This is a genomic window from Cryobacterium algoricola (genome assembly GCF_004402485.1).
GTDB lineage: Bacteria > Actinomycetota > Actinomycetes > Actinomycetales > Microbacteriaceae > Cryobacterium > Cryobacterium algoricola.
Map to the genome: position 1 here is coordinate 955230 of NZ_SOFG01000011.1, position 16113 is coordinate 971342.

Annotated in this window: 17 protein-coding genes; 16 read left to right on the top strand and 1 reads right to left on the bottom strand. The window is 69.3% G+C overall.

From position 1 onward, the window contains the following. The first annotated feature begins 43 nt into the window (after positions 1-43). The 15 genes from E3O44_RS11170 (at position 44) to E3O44_RS11240 (ending at position 13524) form a co-directional block, all read left to right on the top strand. A complete protein-coding gene (locus E3O44_RS11170; protein WP_241976254.1) occupies positions 44-1147 on the top strand; it encodes a histidinol-phosphate transaminase in 1104 nt (367 codons plus the stop codon). Positions 1148-1151: 4 nt separating this feature from the next. Beyond that, the gene (pdhA, locus tag E3O44_RS11175; protein ID WP_134534784.1) at positions 1152-2279 is read left to right on the top strand and encodes a pyruvate dehydrogenase (acetyl-transferring) E1 component subunit alpha; all 1128 of its coding nucleotides are present in this window, start codon (positions 1152-1154) and stop codon (positions 2277-2279) included. Between the two features lie 107 nt (positions 2280-2386). After that, positions 2387-3346 carry an alpha-ketoacid dehydrogenase subunit beta gene (locus E3O44_RS11180; RefSeq protein WP_134534908.1) on the top strand — a complete coding sequence of 320 codons (960 nt, stop codon included), beginning with the start codon at positions 2387-2389 and terminating at the stop codon, positions 3344-3346. A 45-nt stretch (positions 3347-3391) separates the two neighbouring features. Next, positions 3392-4801, top strand: a complete 1410-nt coding sequence (locus E3O44_RS11185; protein ID WP_134534785.1) for a dihydrolipoamide acetyltransferase family protein — start codon at positions 3392-3394, stop codon at positions 4799-4801. Between the two features lie 106 nt (positions 4802-4907). After that, positions 4908-5666, top strand: a complete 759-nt coding sequence (locus E3O44_RS11190) for a VIT1/CCC1 transporter family protein (RefSeq protein ID WP_134534786.1) — start codon at positions 4908-4910, stop codon at positions 5664-5666. Between the two features lie 200 nt (positions 5667-5866). Further along, positions 5867-6892, top strand: a complete 1026-nt coding sequence (locus tag E3O44_RS11195) for a metal ABC transporter substrate-binding protein (RefSeq protein WP_241976255.1) — start codon at positions 5867-5869, stop codon at positions 6890-6892. 7 nt (positions 6893-6899) lie between these two features. Further along, positions 6900-7691, top strand: coding sequence for a metal ABC transporter ATP-binding protein (locus E3O44_RS11200; protein WP_241976257.1), 792 nt, complete (start codon positions 6900-6902; stop codon positions 7689-7691). Continuing rightward, positions 7692-8603: a metal ABC transporter permease gene (locus E3O44_RS11205; protein ID WP_241976259.1), complete on the top strand. Its 912-nt coding sequence runs from the start codon at positions 7692-7694 to the stop codon at positions 8601-8603. It begins immediately after the preceding gene. Next, complete coding sequence (locus E3O44_RS11210; protein WP_134534788.1) at positions 8603-9472, top strand: metal ABC transporter permease; 870 nt, start codon at positions 8603-8605, stop codon at positions 9470-9472. The genes E3O44_RS11205 and E3O44_RS11210 overlap by 1 nt, the downstream gene beginning before the upstream one ends. Next, positions 9469-9873, top strand: coding sequence for a Fur family transcriptional regulator (locus tag E3O44_RS11215; RefSeq protein ID WP_134534789.1), 405 nt, complete (start codon positions 9469-9471; stop codon positions 9871-9873). The genes E3O44_RS11210 and E3O44_RS11215 overlap by 4 nt, the downstream gene beginning before the upstream one ends. Positions 9874-10064: 191 nt before the next feature. Next, complete coding sequence (gene rpmB, locus E3O44_RS11220) at positions 10065-10301, top strand: 50S ribosomal protein L28 (protein WP_134448494.1); 237 nt, start codon at positions 10065-10067, stop codon at positions 10299-10301. Then, complete coding sequence (gene rpmG / locus E3O44_RS11225; protein ID WP_092322741.1) at positions 10301-10468, top strand: 50S ribosomal protein L33; 168 nt, start codon at positions 10301-10303, stop codon at positions 10466-10468. The genes rpmB and rpmG overlap by 1 nt, the downstream gene beginning before the upstream one ends. A 3-nt stretch (positions 10469-10471) precedes the next feature. After that, positions 10472-10777, top strand: a complete 306-nt coding sequence (gene rpsN, locus E3O44_RS11230) for a 30S ribosomal protein S14 (RefSeq protein ID WP_134448490.1) — start codon at positions 10472-10474, stop codon at positions 10775-10777. Between the two features lie 322 nt (positions 10778-11099). After that, entirely contained in the window at positions 11100-11387 is a 288-nt protein-coding gene (locus tag E3O44_RS11235; RefSeq protein ID WP_134534790.1) for an HU family DNA-binding protein, read from the top strand. 127 nt (positions 11388-11514) lie between these two features. After that, complete coding sequence (locus E3O44_RS11240) at positions 11515-13524, top strand: bifunctional copper resistance protein CopD/cytochrome c oxidase assembly protein (RefSeq protein WP_174775068.1); 2010 nt, start codon at positions 11515-11517, stop codon at positions 13522-13524. Positions 13525-13540: 16 nt separating this feature from the next. On the opposite strand, the gene E3O44_RS11245 is transcribed toward E3O44_RS11240, so the two are convergent. Next, positions 13541-14623: a hypothetical protein gene (locus E3O44_RS11245; protein ID WP_134534791.1), complete on the bottom strand. Its 1083-nt coding sequence runs from the start codon at positions 14621-14623 to the stop codon at positions 13541-13543. A 188-nt stretch (positions 14624-14811) separates the two neighbouring features. On the opposite strand from E3O44_RS11245, the gene E3O44_RS11250 reads away from it, so the two are divergent. Next, positions 14812-16104: an ATP-dependent DNA helicase gene (locus tag E3O44_RS11250; protein WP_134534792.1), complete on the top strand. Its 1293-nt coding sequence runs from the start codon at positions 14812-14814 to the stop codon at positions 16102-16104. Positions 16105-16113 lie beyond the last annotated feature (9 nt).

The following is a 16113-nucleotide window of genomic DNA, read 5'->3' on the forward strand; positions in this document are numbered from 1 at the left end:
GCTCATGCGGCCGCGCGAATACGCCCCGGCGTAGAATCGCCGAGTGAGCCCCACAGACCAGTCAGCGGTGCGACTCCGCCCCGAAATCATCGCACTCCCGGCCTACCGGCAGGGTAAGGCGGCAGCCGCGAGTGCCTTCAAGCTCTCGAGCAACGAGAACCCGTTCGGGCCGCTGCCCGGCGTGATCGCCGCCGTCGGCGCGGAGACGGCATACAACCGTTATCCGGATGCCTCCGCATCCGTTCTGCGGGAACGCCTCGCCGCCCGCTACGGGTGTTCTCCGGACGAGGTGCACGTGGGCAGCGGCTCCGTCGCCCTGCTCTCCCAGCTCATCCTCGCCGCGGCGGGCCCGGGCGACGAAGTCGTCTACTCCTGGCGCTCCTTCGAGGCGTACCCGAGCCTCGTCACCGTCGCAGGCGCGACGAGCGTGCAGGTGCCCAATCGACCGGACCACGGCCACGACCTCGCCGCCATGGCCGCCGCGATCACAGACAGAACCCGCGTGCTGATCGTCTGCAGCCCGAACAACCCCACCGGCACGATCGTGCGCGCCGCGGAGTTCGAGGCCTTCATGGCGAGCGTCCCCTCCACGCTGCTCGTCATCCTCGACGAGGCGTACGCCGAGTTCGTGACCGACCCCGACGCGGTCAGCGGCATCTCCCTGCTGGGCCGCTACCCCAATCTCGTCGTGCTGCGCACGTTCTCCAAGGCCTACGGCCTCGCCGGGCTCCGGGTCGGCTACGGCCTCGGCCCGGTCGCGATCCTCGACGCGGCCCGTGCGACGGCGATTCCGTTGTCGGTCACGGGGGTCGCCAGCGCTGCCGCGATCGCATCGCTCGATGTCGACGACGAGCTCATGGAACGGGTGCGCACCATCGGCATCCGTCGTGACACGATCTGGCGTGCGCTCACCGAGCAGGGCTGGAATACCCCAGCACCCCAGGGCAACTTCATCTGGCTGCCGACCGGCGCGGAGACCGCCGCCGCGGCCGAGGCGCTCGGCGCCGCCGGACTCGTCGTGCGGCCCTTCCCCGAGGGCATTCGGATCTCGATCGGCGAGGAAGAATCTGTGGACGAACTACTGCGAACCTGCGAAGACCTTGTCCGAAATCTACCAATGGGCCATTCGGCCCGGCGGCTAGGTTAGTACGATGGCAGCGAGTGAGAACGACTCCCCCCTGGTCCAGGTGCTCTCGACGAGCGGTCTCGTCGAGCCGAGCGAGGCGGCTGCGGAGTTCATGCCGTACCTCGACCGCCTGACCGAAGACGACCTCCGCAGGTTCTACCGCGATATGGTCGTCGTCCGGCGCTTCGACAAGGAGGCGGCCAACCTGCAACGGCAGGGCCAGCTCGCCCTCTGGGTGCCGAGCCACGGCCAGGAGGCCGCCCAGGTCGGCAGCGCCTATGCCACCCGCCCCCAGGACCACGTCTTCCCCTCCTACCGCGAGCACGTCGTCGGCATGATCCGCGGCCTCGACCTCGTCGACATCCTGCGGATGCTGCGCGGGGTCACCCTCGGTGGCTGGAACCCCGAGGAGCACGGCAACTTCCACCTCTACACGCTCGTGCTCGCCTCGCAGACCCTGCACGCGACCGGGTACGCGATGGGCATGCAGCTCGACGGCACGACCGCGACCGGCAACCCGGAGACCGACGAAGCCGTCATCGTGTACTACGGCGACGGCGCCTCCTCCCAGGGTGACGCCAACGAGGCCCTCGTCTTCGCGGCGAGCTACCAGACCCCGCAGGTCTTCTTCCTGCAGAACAACCACTGGGCGATCTCGGTCCCCGTGACCCGGCAGTCGCGCACCCCGCTCTACCTCCGTGCGGGCGGCTTCGGCATGCCCGGCACCCAGGTCGACGGCAACGACGTGCTCGCGAGCTACGCCGTGACCGCGAAGCACCTCGACGACGCCCGCGCGGGCAAAGGCCCCGCCCTGATCGAGGCGATGACCTACCGGGTCGGCGCGCACACCACCGCAGACGACCCCACGAAGTACCGTGACCCGGAGGAACTCGCCGCCTGGGTCGCGAAAGACCCGATCGTCCGGTTCCGCGCCTACCTGCAGGGCCTCGGCGTCGAACAGGACTTCCTCGACGCCGTCGACGAAGAGGCAGAGGACCACGCAGCGGATGTCCGCCGCCGGGCCCTCGAGATCCGCTCGCCCGAGCGCTCGGTCATCTTCGACAACGTCTACGCCGAACCCCACCCGCTGATCCAGGAGCAGAAGGCCTGGCTCGACCGATACGAAGCATCCTTCGAAGGAGGCGACGCGTGAGCGACACGATCGTGACAGAGACAGTGGTCCTGGAGTCGGCAGTGCCGGCAGTGCCGGCCTCGGCGGCGGCGGCATCCGCTGCGCCGGCCACCTCGGCGAACCTCCCGATGGCCAAGGCGCTGAACGCCGGCCTCCGCCAGGCGATGCTGGACAATCCCAAGGTCCTGATGATGGGCGAGGACATCGGGCCGCTCGGCGGCGTGTTCCGCGTCACCGAGGGCCTGCACGCCGAATTCGGCGACAAGCGCGTGCTCGACACCCCGCTCGCGGAGTCCGGCATCGTCGGCACCGCGATCGGCCTCGCCCTCCGCGGCTACCGCCCGGTCTGCGAGATCCAGTTCGACGGCTTCGTGTTCCCCGGCTTCGACCAGATCACCAGCCAACTCTCCCGGATGCGCAACCGCCACGAGGGCCGGGTCACGATGCCCGTCGTGATCCGGATTCCCTACGGCGGGCACATCGGCTCGATCGAGCACCACCAGGAGAGCCCGGAGGCGTACTTCGCGCACACCCCCGGACTGCGCGTGGTCAGCCCCTCGAACCCGCACGACGCCTACTGGATGATGCAGGAGGCGATCGCCTCGGACGACCCGGTCATCTTCTTCGAGCCGAAGAGCCGCTACTGGCCCAAGGGCGAGGTACGCTTCGGCGCGAGCGGAATTCCGCTGCACGCGAGCCGGGTCGTGCGCGCAGGCACCGACGCCACCATCGTCGGGCACGGCGCCATGGTCACGGTCCTGCTGCAGGCCGCCGAACTGGCCGCGGTCGAGGGCATCAGCATCGAGGTCATCGACCTGCGCTCGATCTCGCCGATCGACTACGGCCCCATCCTCACGTCCGTGGAGAAGACCGGCCACCTCGTCGTCGCCCAGGAGGCATACGGCTTCGTCAGCGTCGGCTCCGAGATCGCCGCGACCGTGACGGAGCGATCGTTCTATCACCTCGAGGCTCCCGTGCTGCGCGTCTCCGGCTTCGACACCCCCTTCCCGCCCGCGGCCGTCGAGACCCACTTCCTGCCGTCCCCGGACCGGGTCCTCGAAGCGGTCGATCGCTCCCTCGCCTACTGACATGCACCGCCCCGCACCGCGCATGACCCACAGCAAGGAATCCAGATGAGCGTCCTGAACTTCACCCTTCCCGATGTCGGTGAGGGCCTCACCGAGGCTGAGATCGTCGAGTGGCGCGTCGCCCCCGGCGACACCGTGTCGATCAACCAGGTGCTCGTCGAGATCGAGACGGCCAAGTCGCTCGTCGAACTGCCGTCTCCGTTCGTCGGCGTCGTCGGCGCAATCCTCGTCGAGGTCGGCACCACCGTGGACGTCGGAACGGTGATCATCACGATCGTCCCGGCCGAGGAGCCCGCCTCCATCGGTTCGGCTCCGGTCGCCGCACCCGCTGCCCCGTCGGCGGATGCCGAGGCCGGCCAGGTCCCCGCAGCACGCGTCACCGAGCTCGCCGGCGCAGCCCTCGACACCGGATCGACCATCACCGCCGAGGAGCCGAAGGTGCTCGTCGGCCGGGGAGCCGCTCCGAGCGTGCCGACCCGCCGCCGTCGGGGATCCGACGTATCGGCACCGCACGCCTCGATCGCTCCTCCCGCGATCGAAACGCCCCGGCCGGCGGCCGCAGCCCAGGCGAAAGCGCCGCGCGCGGCATCCGCCGGGCCAGTCATCGCCAAGCCGCCGATCCGCAAGCTCGCGAAGGACCTCGGCGTCGACCTCGCCCTCATCGAAGCGACCGGGCCGGTCGGCGACGTCACCCGCGAGGACGTGCTGCGCGGGGCGACCCAGGCGAGCGTGTTCCGCAACATCCAGACGCCCGAGTGGCCGAGCGACCGTGAGGAGCACATCCCGGTCAAGGGCGTGCGCAAGGCGATCGCGCAGGCCATGGTCGGCAGTGCGTTCACCGCGCCGCACGTCAGCCTGTTCGTCGACGTCGACGCCACGCGCACGATGGAATTCGTCAAGCGCCTCAAGGCCTCGACCGACTTCGCCGGGGTGCGGGTCTCGCCGATGCTGATCATGGCGAAGGCGATGATCTGGGCCGTGCGCCGCAACCCCACCGTCAACTCGGTCTTCACCGACCAGGAGATCATCATCAAGCACTACGTGAACCTCGGCATCGCCGCGGCCACTCCGCGCGGGCTGATCGTGCCGAACGTCAAGGAAGCCCAGGACATGAGCCTGCTCGAGCTCGCCCGCGCTCTCGAGACCCTCACCCTCACGGCCCGCGACGGAAAGACCACTCCGGCAGACCAGGCCGGGGGCACGATCACGATCACCAACATCGGCGTCTTCGGCATGGACACCGGCACCCCGATCCTGAACTCGGGCGAAGCCGGGATCGTCGCCCTCGGCACGATCAAGCCCAAGCCCTGGGTCGTCGACGGCGAGGTGCGGGTGCGCCAGGTCACGACCATCGGCGCGAGCTTCGACCACCGGGTCGTCGACGGCGACGTGGCGAGCCGCTTCCTTGCGGACGTCGCGAGCATCATCGAGGAACCGGCCCTCCTCCTCGAATAAGCGGGTCGAACTTTGGGAAGCCTTACCTCACCAGCCCTTTAATGCGCTGGTGAGGTAAGGCTTTCCACGCTGGCGGCCGCGGAATCCCTGTGGTCTGATGTTCTCCATGACCTCCATCGCCCCCGCCAGAATCACCCCCGTCGTCCCAGCGGTCGCGGCAGAAGCCGACGACCGGAAGCGCACCGAGAGCCACGCCGGCCGCCTGAACTGGCTCCGCGCCGGGGTACTCGGCGCCAACGACGGCATCGTCTCCGTCGCGGCCCTCGTCGTCGGCGTCGCCGGCGCGAGCGGCTCGACAGCGGTCATCGCCGCGGCGGGCACCGCCGGCCTCGTCGGTGGGGCGATCTCGATGGCCCTCGGCGAATACGTGTCGGTCAGCAGCCAGAGCGACAGCCAGCGCACCCTGATCGCGCGCGAGAAGCGCGAACTCAGCGTCGACCCCGAGGGTGAACTCGAAGAACTCGCGCTGCTCTACGAGAAGCAGGGCCTCGCGCCCGCGACCGCCCGGCAGGTCGCTACGGAATTCACCGCGATCGACCCGGTGCGCGCCCACCTGCTCGCCGAGCACAGCATCACGGAGGACGACGTCGTCAGCGCCTGGCACGCCGCCTGGGTCTCTGCCGCGGCGTTCACCCTCGGCGCGCTGCTGCCGTTCCTCGCCATCCTGCTCCTCCCCGCGAGCGTACGCATTCCCATCACCTTCGCCGCTGTCCTGGTCGCCCTAGCCGCCCTCGGCGCGACGGGCGCCCACCTCGGCGGCAGCCCCAAGCTGCGGGCGATCATCCGCGTCGTGCTCGGCGGCGCCGCCGCTCTCGTGGTCACCTTCCTGATCGGCTCCCTGCTCGGCACCTCCGGCGTCGTCTAGCCGCCCCAGCCCGCCGTCCCCGCGTCCCCACTTCCGGCCCCACCCTGTTCCGAATTCAGGAGTTGCCGGGGAACGGGGCGGGGCTGCCGCACTGCTTGGCGGGACCGCCGGGCCTGGAGGGGTCTGACTCCTGAATTCGGAACAGCCGACGCGGTCTAATGGTTTTGACAATCATTATCAATAGGGATACCGTCGCATACGTGACCACCTCGAAACTCCTCCTGCCCGCCCTCCTGGCCGCGACCGCGCTTGCCCTCAGCGGATGCTCGGCCTCCAGTAACGGCTCGGCTGGCGGTTCCGGCGGCTCCGCGGGCGATCTCCGGATCGTCGCGACGACCACCCAGGTCGCCGACCTCACCCGCAACGTCATCGGCGATGCCCCCGGCGTCACGCTGACCCAGCTCATCCAGCCGAACCAGAGTGCGCACAGCTACGACCCGTCCGCGGCCGACCTGACCGCCCTCGGTCGTGCCGACGTGCTCGTGATCAACGGCGTCGGCCTCGAGGAATGGCTCACCGACGCGATCGACGCCTCCGGCTTCCACGGCGTCACGATCGATTCCGACGCGGGCATCACGATCGCCGAGAGCGGCGCCGGCAACGACGAGGCGGCCCACACGGCGGATGCCGCGCACGACCACGCGGGCGGCAACCCGCACATCTGGACCGACGTCGCCAATGCGGAGGCCATGACCCGGACCATCGCCGCCGGCCTCGAGGCCGCGAGCACCGCGGACACCGACCGGGCGGCCGCCTTCACGGCCAACGCCGCGAGCTACGAAGGCACGCTCGCCGCGCTCGACAGCTGGATCCGCGCGAACATCGACCCCGTCCCCGCAGCGGAACGGCTCCTCGTCAGCAACCACGACGCCTTCGGCTACTTCACGACCGCATACGGAATCACCTACGTCGGCAGCGTGATCCCGAGTTTCGACGACAACGCAGAGCCGAGCGCGACCGAGATCGACCAGCTCGTCACGAAGATCAAGGCCACCGGCGTCAAGGCCGTCTTCTCCGAAGCGTCGATCAGTCCCAAGGCCGCCGACACGATCGCCCGGCAGGCCGGCGTCACCGTGTACTCCGGCGAGAACGCCCTGTACGGCGACTCCCTCGGCCCGGCCGGCAGCGACGGTGCCACCTACGTGGCCTCCCAGCTGCACAACGTGCGCCTCATTCTCGAGTCCTGGGGCGTCACCCCGACCGCCGTCCCGGCAGACCTGCGATAGTGAACAGGTGAACGAGAACGATTCTCACGTGCCCGAGAACGCACCCCTGGCCCTGCACGTCGACGGGGCATCCTTCGCCTACGCCCAGACGCCCGCGCTCGAGGACGTGACCTTCGACCTCCGTGCCGGGGAGGCCGTCGCCCTGATCGGCCCGAACGGGTCGGGGAAGTCGACCCTGCTCAAGGGCGTGCTCGGCCTGATCCACCGCGTTGCGGGCACCGTCGAGGTGCTCGGCGAGTCCCCGGCTCCCGCCGGCGCGGTCGGCTACGTGCCCCAGGCCGACGAACTCGACCCGGAATTCCCGGTCACCCTCGAGCAGGTCGTGATGATGGGCCGTTACCGCTCCCTCGGCTGGCTCCGCCTTCCCGGAAAGGGCGACCGCGCGCACGTCGCCGCCGCCCTCGACGCCGTCGGCCTCCGCCACCGCGCGAGGGCCCGGTTCGGTGAACTTTCGGGCGGCCAGCAGCAACGCGGCCTGCTCGCGCGCGCCATCGCATCCGGCCCCCGCCTGCTCCTGCTCGACGAGCCGTTCAACGGGCTCGACCAGGAGAACAGGGAGGCGCTCGTCGGCACCGTGAAACGCCTCAAGGCCGAGGGCGTCGCCGTGCTCGTCTCGACCCATGACCTCGAACTTGCCAGGGACGTCTGCGAGTCCGTGCTCCTGCTCAACGGCGGTCAGGTCGCCTTCGGCCCCCTCGACGAGGTGCTCAGCCTCGAGAACGTGCAGCGCACCTTCCGGTCCGTCGGCGTCGAACTCGACGAGCACACCGTCGTCGTGCCCGGCCACACGGGGCACTGAGTGGATGTCTGGGGCGCCATCACCGACGCCTTCTCCCTGCCGTTCATGTCCCGCGCCCTCGTGGTGCTGCTCGTGCTCAGTCTCGTCGCGGGCGTCGTCGGGGTGCTCGTCAACCTGCGCGGGCTCGAATTCATCAGTGACGGGCTCACCCACGCGGTGTTCCCCGGCATCGCGATCGGTTTCGTCTGGGGCGGCCGCGAGGGCCTCTTCGCCGGCGCGATCGTCGCGGCCGTGCTCACCGCGGTCGTGCTCGCGGTGCTGATGCGCCGGGCCGTGCCCGTCGACGCGGCGATCGCGATCGTGTTCACGGCCATGTTCAGCATCGGTGTGATCGTGGTCTCCCGGCAGACCAACTACGTCGGCCAGCTCGAGCAGCTCCTGTTCGGGCGTTTGCTCACGATCAGCGTGGTCGAGGTCGTGCAGACCGTCGTGATCTGCGCGGTCGCCCTCCTCCTCGTGGGAATCACCCTCAAGGAACAACTGTTCCGCGCCTTCGACCGCACCGGGTTCTCGGCCGTCGGCTACCGGCCGTTCGTGCTCGACCTCGTGCTCAACGTGGCGATCGCCCTCGTCGTCGTCGCCGCGTCGAGCGCCGTCGGTACCCTGCTCGTGCTCGCCGTGCTGATCGTGCCCGGCGCGGTCGCCCGGCTCGTGACCGTGCGACTGTGGCTGCTGTTCCCGGTCGCGGCGGTCTTCGCGGCTCTCGCGGCCTGGGTCGGACTCACCCTCGGTTACGTGGCATCCGTCGGCGCCGGCATCAACCTGCCGAGCGGCGCGACCGTCGTGCTCGTGCTCGTGGCCGGCTACGCGCTCGCCCTCGCCGGCCGCCTCCTGCTCGACCGGTTCAGGCGCGGCAAGCACCAGCACGACCGGATGCGTGCACCGCAGCCGCGGACTGCGGCGGTGCGCTGATGGACTACTTCAGCACCGCCCTCCTCGCCGCGACCGTGATCGGGGCCCTCTGCGGCCTCGTCGGGTCGCTCGTCGTGCTGCGGCGCCGCACCTTCTTCGCCCAGGCCCTCACCCACGCGACCTTCCCCGGCGCGGTCGCCGCCGCCATGCTCGGGCTGAGTATTCCGCTCGGGGCCTTCGTCGCGAGCATCGCCATCGTCGGGATCATGACCCTGATCGGCCGGGTTCGTCGCCAGGGCAGCCAGGTCGCCTCGGGAATCGTGCTGACCGCGGGCTTCGCGCTCGGGGTGCTCCTGCAGGCGCTCAACCCCTCCCTGCCCGTCCATGTCGACTCCTTCCTCGTCGGATCCATCCTGACCACGACCGGCTCCGACATCGGCCTCGCCGCCGGCGTGCTGGGGATCGCCGTGGTGGCGACGGTCTTCTTCGGCAAGGAACTGCTGTTCTCGACGTTCGACCCGAACGGCTACCGCGCGGCCGGATACCGGGAATGGCCGGTGGAACTCCTGACGCTGGGCCTCATCACCGCGACCGTCGTCACGGCGATGCCCGCCGTCGGCGCGATTCTCGCGATCGCCCTGATCGCGGCTCCCGCGGCCGCTGCGCGCCTGCTCGCCCGCACCGTCGGCCAGATCCTCGTCGCGGCGCCGGTGCTCGGGGCCGCGGCCGGGATCATCGGTGTGCTGCTCTCCCGTGCCCTCGACGTCGCCGCGGGGCCCGCGATCGCGCTCACTGCGGCAGCCTTCTTCCTGCTGGCCCTCGCCGTGCGTCAGCTCCGCACCCGGGCCGGCAGTTCACGCGCCGCGGGGAGCTCCCGGACGGCAGCCGGTCGTGCCGGAACCCGGGCCAGCCTAGGGTGGAAGGCATGAAGCGCAACACCTGGCAGCGCGAGGCCGTGCGCACCGCCCTCAGCGACACCATCGGTTTCGTCAGCGTGCAGGGCCTGCACGGCAGGCTGCACGCGACGGGGTCCCCGATCGGGCTCGCGACGGTCTACCGCGCCCTCGCCGATCTCGCGGGAGAAGGCGAAGCCGACTGCCTGCAGTCGCCGGACGGCGAAAGCCTCTACCGGGCGTGCAGCACGACCGACCACCACCACCACCTGATCTGCCGGCACTGCGGCCTCACCGTCGAAATCGAAGCGGATGCCGTCGAAACCTGGGCGAAGAACGTCGCCGCCGAGCACGGCTTCACCCAGGCCGCCCACGTCGTCGACGTGTTCGGCCTCTGCGCGGCGTGCACCGCGGCATCCGCCACCGCCACCCCCTGAGCCGAGTCGCCCTGAGCCGAGTTGCGCGGCCAGCCGCCGACCCGTAGAGTTAGCCGTTGCTGCGCATATCTGTGCGTGCACTGCCGGAACACGTCGGCTTCGCTTCCCGCACCTCAGGGAGTGGGACCACTGTGTTCGGCCGACAAGAGATCTTGGGAAGGGCATTCGCCCTTCGGTATTGGAGGAGAACCATGGCAGCAACCTGCCAGGTGACCGGAGCCGTTCCCGGCTTTGGACACAACGTCTCGCACTCGCACCGACGCACCAAGCGTCGTTTCGACCCGAACGTACAGACCAAAAAGTACTACGTGCCTTCGCTGCGCCGTAACGTCACCCTGACCCTCTCGGTCAAGGGCATCAAGGTTATCGACGCTCGTGGCATTGAGTCGGTCGTCAAGGACCTGCTCGCCCGTGGGGAGAAAATCTAATGGCCAAGCAGCATGACGTTCGCCCGATCATCAAGCTCCGTTCGACGGCCGGCACCGGTTACACGTATGTGACCCGCAAGAACCGTCGTAACGACCCCGACCGTCTCGTACTCAAGAAGTACGACCCCGTAGTGCGCAAGCACGTTGACTTCCGAGAGGAGCGCTAACACATGGCCAAGAAGAGCAAGATCGCCCGTAACGAACAGCGCAAGATCGTTGTTGCCCGTTACGCCGTCAAGCGCCTGGAACTGAAGAAGGCCCTCGTCGACGAGTCCGGTACGGACGAGTCGCGCGAGGCAGCCCGCCTCGGCCTCCAGAAGCTTCCCCGCAACGCTTCGCCGGTGCGCGTGCGCAACCGCGACGCCGTCGACGGTCGCCCCCGTGGCCACCTCTCCAAGTTCGGCATCTCGCGCGTGCGTTTCCGCGACATGGCGCACCGCGGCGAGCTGCCCGGCATCACCAAGTCCAGCTGGTAACACCCGCTGAATCGCTCCGCTGAACTCCGGTTCCGCGAATGAGGGGATGTCGACTTCGGTCGACATCCCCTTCTGCGTACCCGGGCGGATGTCTCGGCACGAGACCCCGGATTCCGTCCGGATTCCGCGCACAGCGGAAATGGTGCTCCCAGACGGGTAAAAAGCACCCCAAGATGCCGAAAAACGCCGGAAATACGCGGAAGTTCGCGGAACTCTGTTAGATTCAACCCGGTCCAACCGACCAACGGAGGCGTCTTCTGGCGTCGCCCGCATTACCCGCATACCTGTTTTTTTACAGACGAAGGTCCGAGGAGGACACTCAATGGCTGACAAGTCGCTGAACAAGACCGAGCTCGTTGCCAAGGTTGCCGCAGACTCTGGCCAGAGCCAGGTTGCCGTCGACAGCGTGCTCAACGCGTTCTTTGCCGCACTCGCCGAAACCGTCGCCAACGACGGCAAGGTCACCATCCCGGGCTGGCTCGGCGTCGAGCGCACCGCCACCGCGGCGCGCACCGGCCGTAACCCGCAGACGGGCGAGGAAATCGCCATCGCAGCCGGCCACCGCGTCAAGCTGACCGCCGGCAGCAAGCTGAAGGCCGCCGCCAAGTAACATCGGCACCCGTTCCACCAGCTTCATCCCGAGGAGGGCGTCGGCTTCGGCCGGCGCCCTCCTCTGTGTCTGCTCCGCGGCATCCGCTCACGGCTCACCCACCCTGCTGGCCGGTTAAGCTGGAGCCGTGCCTCGTCTCGTGCGGATCTCCGGTCCTGCAGCCCTCCTCCTGGTGGCCGTGCTCTCGACACTGCTGGCCCTCGCCTACGGCGGCGGCGCCGCTGCGCAACTGCTCGCCGACCCGGGGCCGCTCGTGCGCTGGGGACTCCCGGTCGCCAAGCTCCTGGTCAACCTCGGCGCCGCGGGCACGATCGGCGCCCTTGTGCTCGCGTGCTTCGCGCTGAGCCCCCGTGAGAGCGCGTACGGAGCCTCGCTCGACTTCGCTGCCGGGGCCGCGGCTCTCTTCACGGCCGCCGCCGCACTCACCGGGTTCCTGACCTTCCTGCAGGTGACGGATGTCCCGCTCGCCTTCGACGATCGCTTCAGCGCGACCGCCGGCCAGTTCTTCAGCCAGATCGAACTCGGCCAGGCCTGGCTCGCGACCACACTCATCGCCGCGGGCGTCACCGTGCTGTGCTTCGCGGTGCGCAGCCAGACCGGGCTCGTGTTCGTCACGGCGCTCGCGGTCGGCGCACTCGTACCGATGGCTCTCCAGGGCCACGCGGCGGGCAGCCAGGGCCACGATGTCGCGATCACGGCCCTCGGGCTGCACCTCGTGTTCGCGGCGATCTGGCTCGGCGGGCTCCTGACGGTCATCGTGCTCCGCAGGCAGCTCGACGGCACGCGCATCAACGCCGTCATCGGCCGGTATTCGACGCTCGCCATCGTGAGCTTCGTCGTCGTCGCGGCCTCCGGTTACGTCAGCGCCGAGCTGCGCATCGGCAGCATCGACCGGCTTCTGACGCCGTACGGCATCCTCGTGCTCGTCAAGGTCGTCGCCCTCATCACGCTCGGCGGCTTCGGCGTGCTGCAGCGGCGGTTCCTCGTCGAGCGGATGCGCAGGGCCACGCTCGCCGGACCGGGCGCCGCCGGCCGCAGCGCGAGCGCCTGGTTCTGGTGGCTCGTGGTCGCCGAACTCGCGTTCATGGGACTCGCCTCGGGGGTCGCCGCGGCGCTCGCCCGCACCGCCACCCCGGTCGCCCAGATCGTGGCGACCCAGGTGCCCACCTCGACCCCCGCGCAGATCCTCACCGGAGAGCTGCTGCCTCCGGAACTCACCTTCGCCCGCTACTTCACCGAGTGGAACTTCGACCTCGCCTGGGTGCTGTTCTGCGCCTTCGGGATCTTCTTCTACATCGCGGGCGTCTACCGCCTCCACAAGCGCGGCGACTCCTGGCCGATTTACCGGACGGTGTCCTGGGTGGTCGGCATGCTCATCCTCTTCTACATCACCAACGGCGGCGCCAACCTGTACGCGAAGTACCTGTTCTCCTCGCACATGCTGATGCACATGGCACTCACCATGCTCGTACCGGTCTTCCTCGTGCCCGGCGCCCCGATCACCCTCGCGGCCCGGGCGATCCACAAGCGCACCGACGAGAGCCGCGGCGCCCGCGAATGGATCCTCCTCGCGGTGCACTCCCGCTACGCCGGCGTTCTGACGAACCCGCTCGTCGCCGCGGTGCTCTGGGCCGGGTCGCTCTGGGTGTTCTACTACTCGAACCTGTTCAGCTGGGCGACGACCGACCACATCGGCCACGAGTGGATGGTCGTGCACTTCCTGATCACCGGGTACCTGTTCGTGCAGTCCCTGATCGGCATCGACCCGGTGCCGTATCGGCTGCCGTACGCCTTCCGGCTGCTGCTGCTGCTCGGCACGATGGCGTTCCACGCTTTCTTCGGGGTCGCCCTGATGACCGGGACGGGCCTGCTCCTCGCCGACTGGTACGGCGCGATGGGCCGCACCTGGGGGGTCAGCGCGATCGCCGATCAGCAGCTGGGCGGCGGGATCGCCTGGAGCGTCGGCGAGATCCCGACGATCGCGCTCGCGATCGCCGTCGCGATCCAGTGGTCCCGCAGTGACGAGAAGGAGACCCGGCGCAAGGACCGCAACGCCGACCGGACCGGCGAGGCCGAACTCAACCGTTACAACGCTCAGCTCGAGCGGCTCGCCTCGCGCGACACCCGCCGGCCGTAGGCCCGGGCGGGGCGGGTCAGCGGAGCTGGATCGCGAGCGACCCGTCGGCCCCGACGACGACCTGGATCGAGACCGCGAACGGCACGTCCTCGTCCCGGGTGCTGAGGTCTCCGTCGAAGAGCGACTGGACGGCGACCTTGATGTGCGCCCGGCCGGCCGTCGCCGGCATGTCGAAGGCGGTGTCCCCTGCGGCGAGCGTCACGGCGGGGTATTCGGCGATCGACCAGGCCGGCACCGACTTGACCCGGTCGTTGATCTCGATCCCGAACGGGCAGTCCGAGGGCTGCAGCACCGTCTGCGTCGCGCAGCTGTCGAGGAAGGTGTTGAGCTCCGACTGGACCTGCCCGACGAAGGACGCGTTCGGTTCGGCGTCGACCGAGACATCCGTCGCCCCGGACTGGGTCACGGGAACCGACTGCGGCGCCGCGCTCAGCAGGGCGGACTCGTGCGCGATCGTGTACCGGGCCGGCGCGAACGCGAGGTACGCGGCCTGGTTCGAGAACGTCACCGGGGCGTCGGCAGCCGCGTGCGCGCGGGTGTCGAGGGTGAGGCCGTTGACCGAGAAGCTCGCCTCGTGCAGCACCGTGACGCCGAGCACCGCGAGCGGGCTGGTGTCGAAGCGCCACGAGTCGAAGACGGCCGCGTATGTCCCGGCCCTGGCCACCCGGAATTCCATCGTCTCCGGCGCCCCGTCGAGGTCGAAGGCGTAGATCACGGTGTGCACCTCGGCGGTGCCGGTGCTTGCCTGTGGGCCGGAGCCCGGGCTGCCCTGCGTAACAGTGTCGCTGACGAGCCTGATCGCGGTGATCGAGCTGAGCACGGATGCCCGAAGCAGGGTGTTCGGAAGATCCGTCGGCAGTCCCGCAGCGGTCAGCTCTGCCGCGGTCGGGGTCACCCCCGGCAGGCTCAGCGCGCTCACGGTGTCGTGCCCGGCCAGGGCGTCGAGGTACTGGCGCACGAACCCGCCCGCGCTGTACACCTCGCGGTTGAGCGAGCCGATCGCCGCGACGAGCGCGGCGACGAGCAGGACGGCAACCAGGACGACGGCGACGAGGGTTCGGCCCCGGTCGCGCAGGGCCGTACGGTCGCGGTTGCTCACGTCCACATTCTACGGGCGCGATTCTCCGCACGCGGCCGGTGGGTGACGGCGTGGGCGACGGCGTGGGCGACGGCGTGGGCGAGCGCGGGTCGCGAGCGGCGTTGTCCACGGATGCCCGGCATCCACCATCGGTACCCGCGCGGGCGGATACAGTGGAATGTTCCCACCATTCCTACTGAAAGCGACCCGTGTCCCCGATTTCGTTGTCGCGTGAGCAGGCCGAGGTCTACCAGGCCATCGAGAACACGCGCCAGAATGTCTTCGTCACCGGGCGCGCGGGCACCGGCAAGTCGACGCTCCTGAACCACCTGTCGTGGAACACCAGCAAGCAGATCGTGATCGCGGCACCGACCGGGGTCGCCGCGCTCAACGTGGGCGGGCAGACGATCCATTCGCTGTTCCGGCTGCCGATCGGGGTCATCGCCGACCACGCGATCGACCAGAACGACCAGGTCAAGAAGCTGCTCAACACGATCGACACCGTCGTGATCGACGAGGTCTCGATGGTCAACGCCGACCTGATGGACGCGATCGACCGCAGCCTCCGGCAGGCCAGGCAGCGCCCGAACGACAGCTTCGGCGGCGTGCAGATCGTCTTGTTCGGCGACCCGTACCAGCTCGCACCCGTGCCCGGCGATTCCGACGAGCGGGCGTACTTCAGCGACACCTACCGGTCGATGTGGTTCTTCGACGCGAAGGTCTGGAAGGGCGCCGAGCTGCGCATCTTCGAGCTGACCGAGGTACACCGGCAGCGGGATGCCGACTTCCGGCACATGCTGAACGCCGTGCGCTACGGACAGGTCACCGCCGAGATCGGCGGAGCGCTCAACGCGGCGGGCGCCCGCACCCCGCCGAAGGACGGCGTGATCACGCTCGCGACCCGCAACGACGCGGTCAACCGGATCAACGCGGCGGCGCTCAAGCGGCTTCCGGGCAAGGCGCTCACCGCGAAGGCGGAGGTCACCGGGGATTTCGGCGGCCGCACGTATCCGGCGGACGCGGTGCTCGAGCTCAAGGTGGGCGCCCAGGTGATGTTCCTGCGCAACGACTCCCCGCTCGACGGCGGCCCGCGCTGGGTCAACGGCAGCATCGGCACGGTCACGAAGGTGAATTCGACCGTCTTCGTCGAGATCGACGGCACGACGCACGAGGTCGAGCCGGCGGTGTGGGAGAAGTACAAGTACAGCTACAACCAGGCGACGAAGAAGCTCAGCAGGGATGTCGTCGCCGAATTCACCCAGTTCCCGCTGCGCCTGGCCTGGGCGGTCACGATCCACAAGTCCCAGGGCGCGACCTACGAACGTGCGATCGTCGACCTCGGCACCCGGGTCTTCAGCCCCGGCCAGACCTACGTGGCGCTCAGCCGGCTGACCGGCCTCGACGGCCTCTACCTCACCCGGCCGCTGCGCCCGAGCGACATCATCGTCGACGAGGACGTCCGGCGCTTCATGGGCAGTCAGGGCGCCCTCCCCGCCTCCTGACCGGGCCCG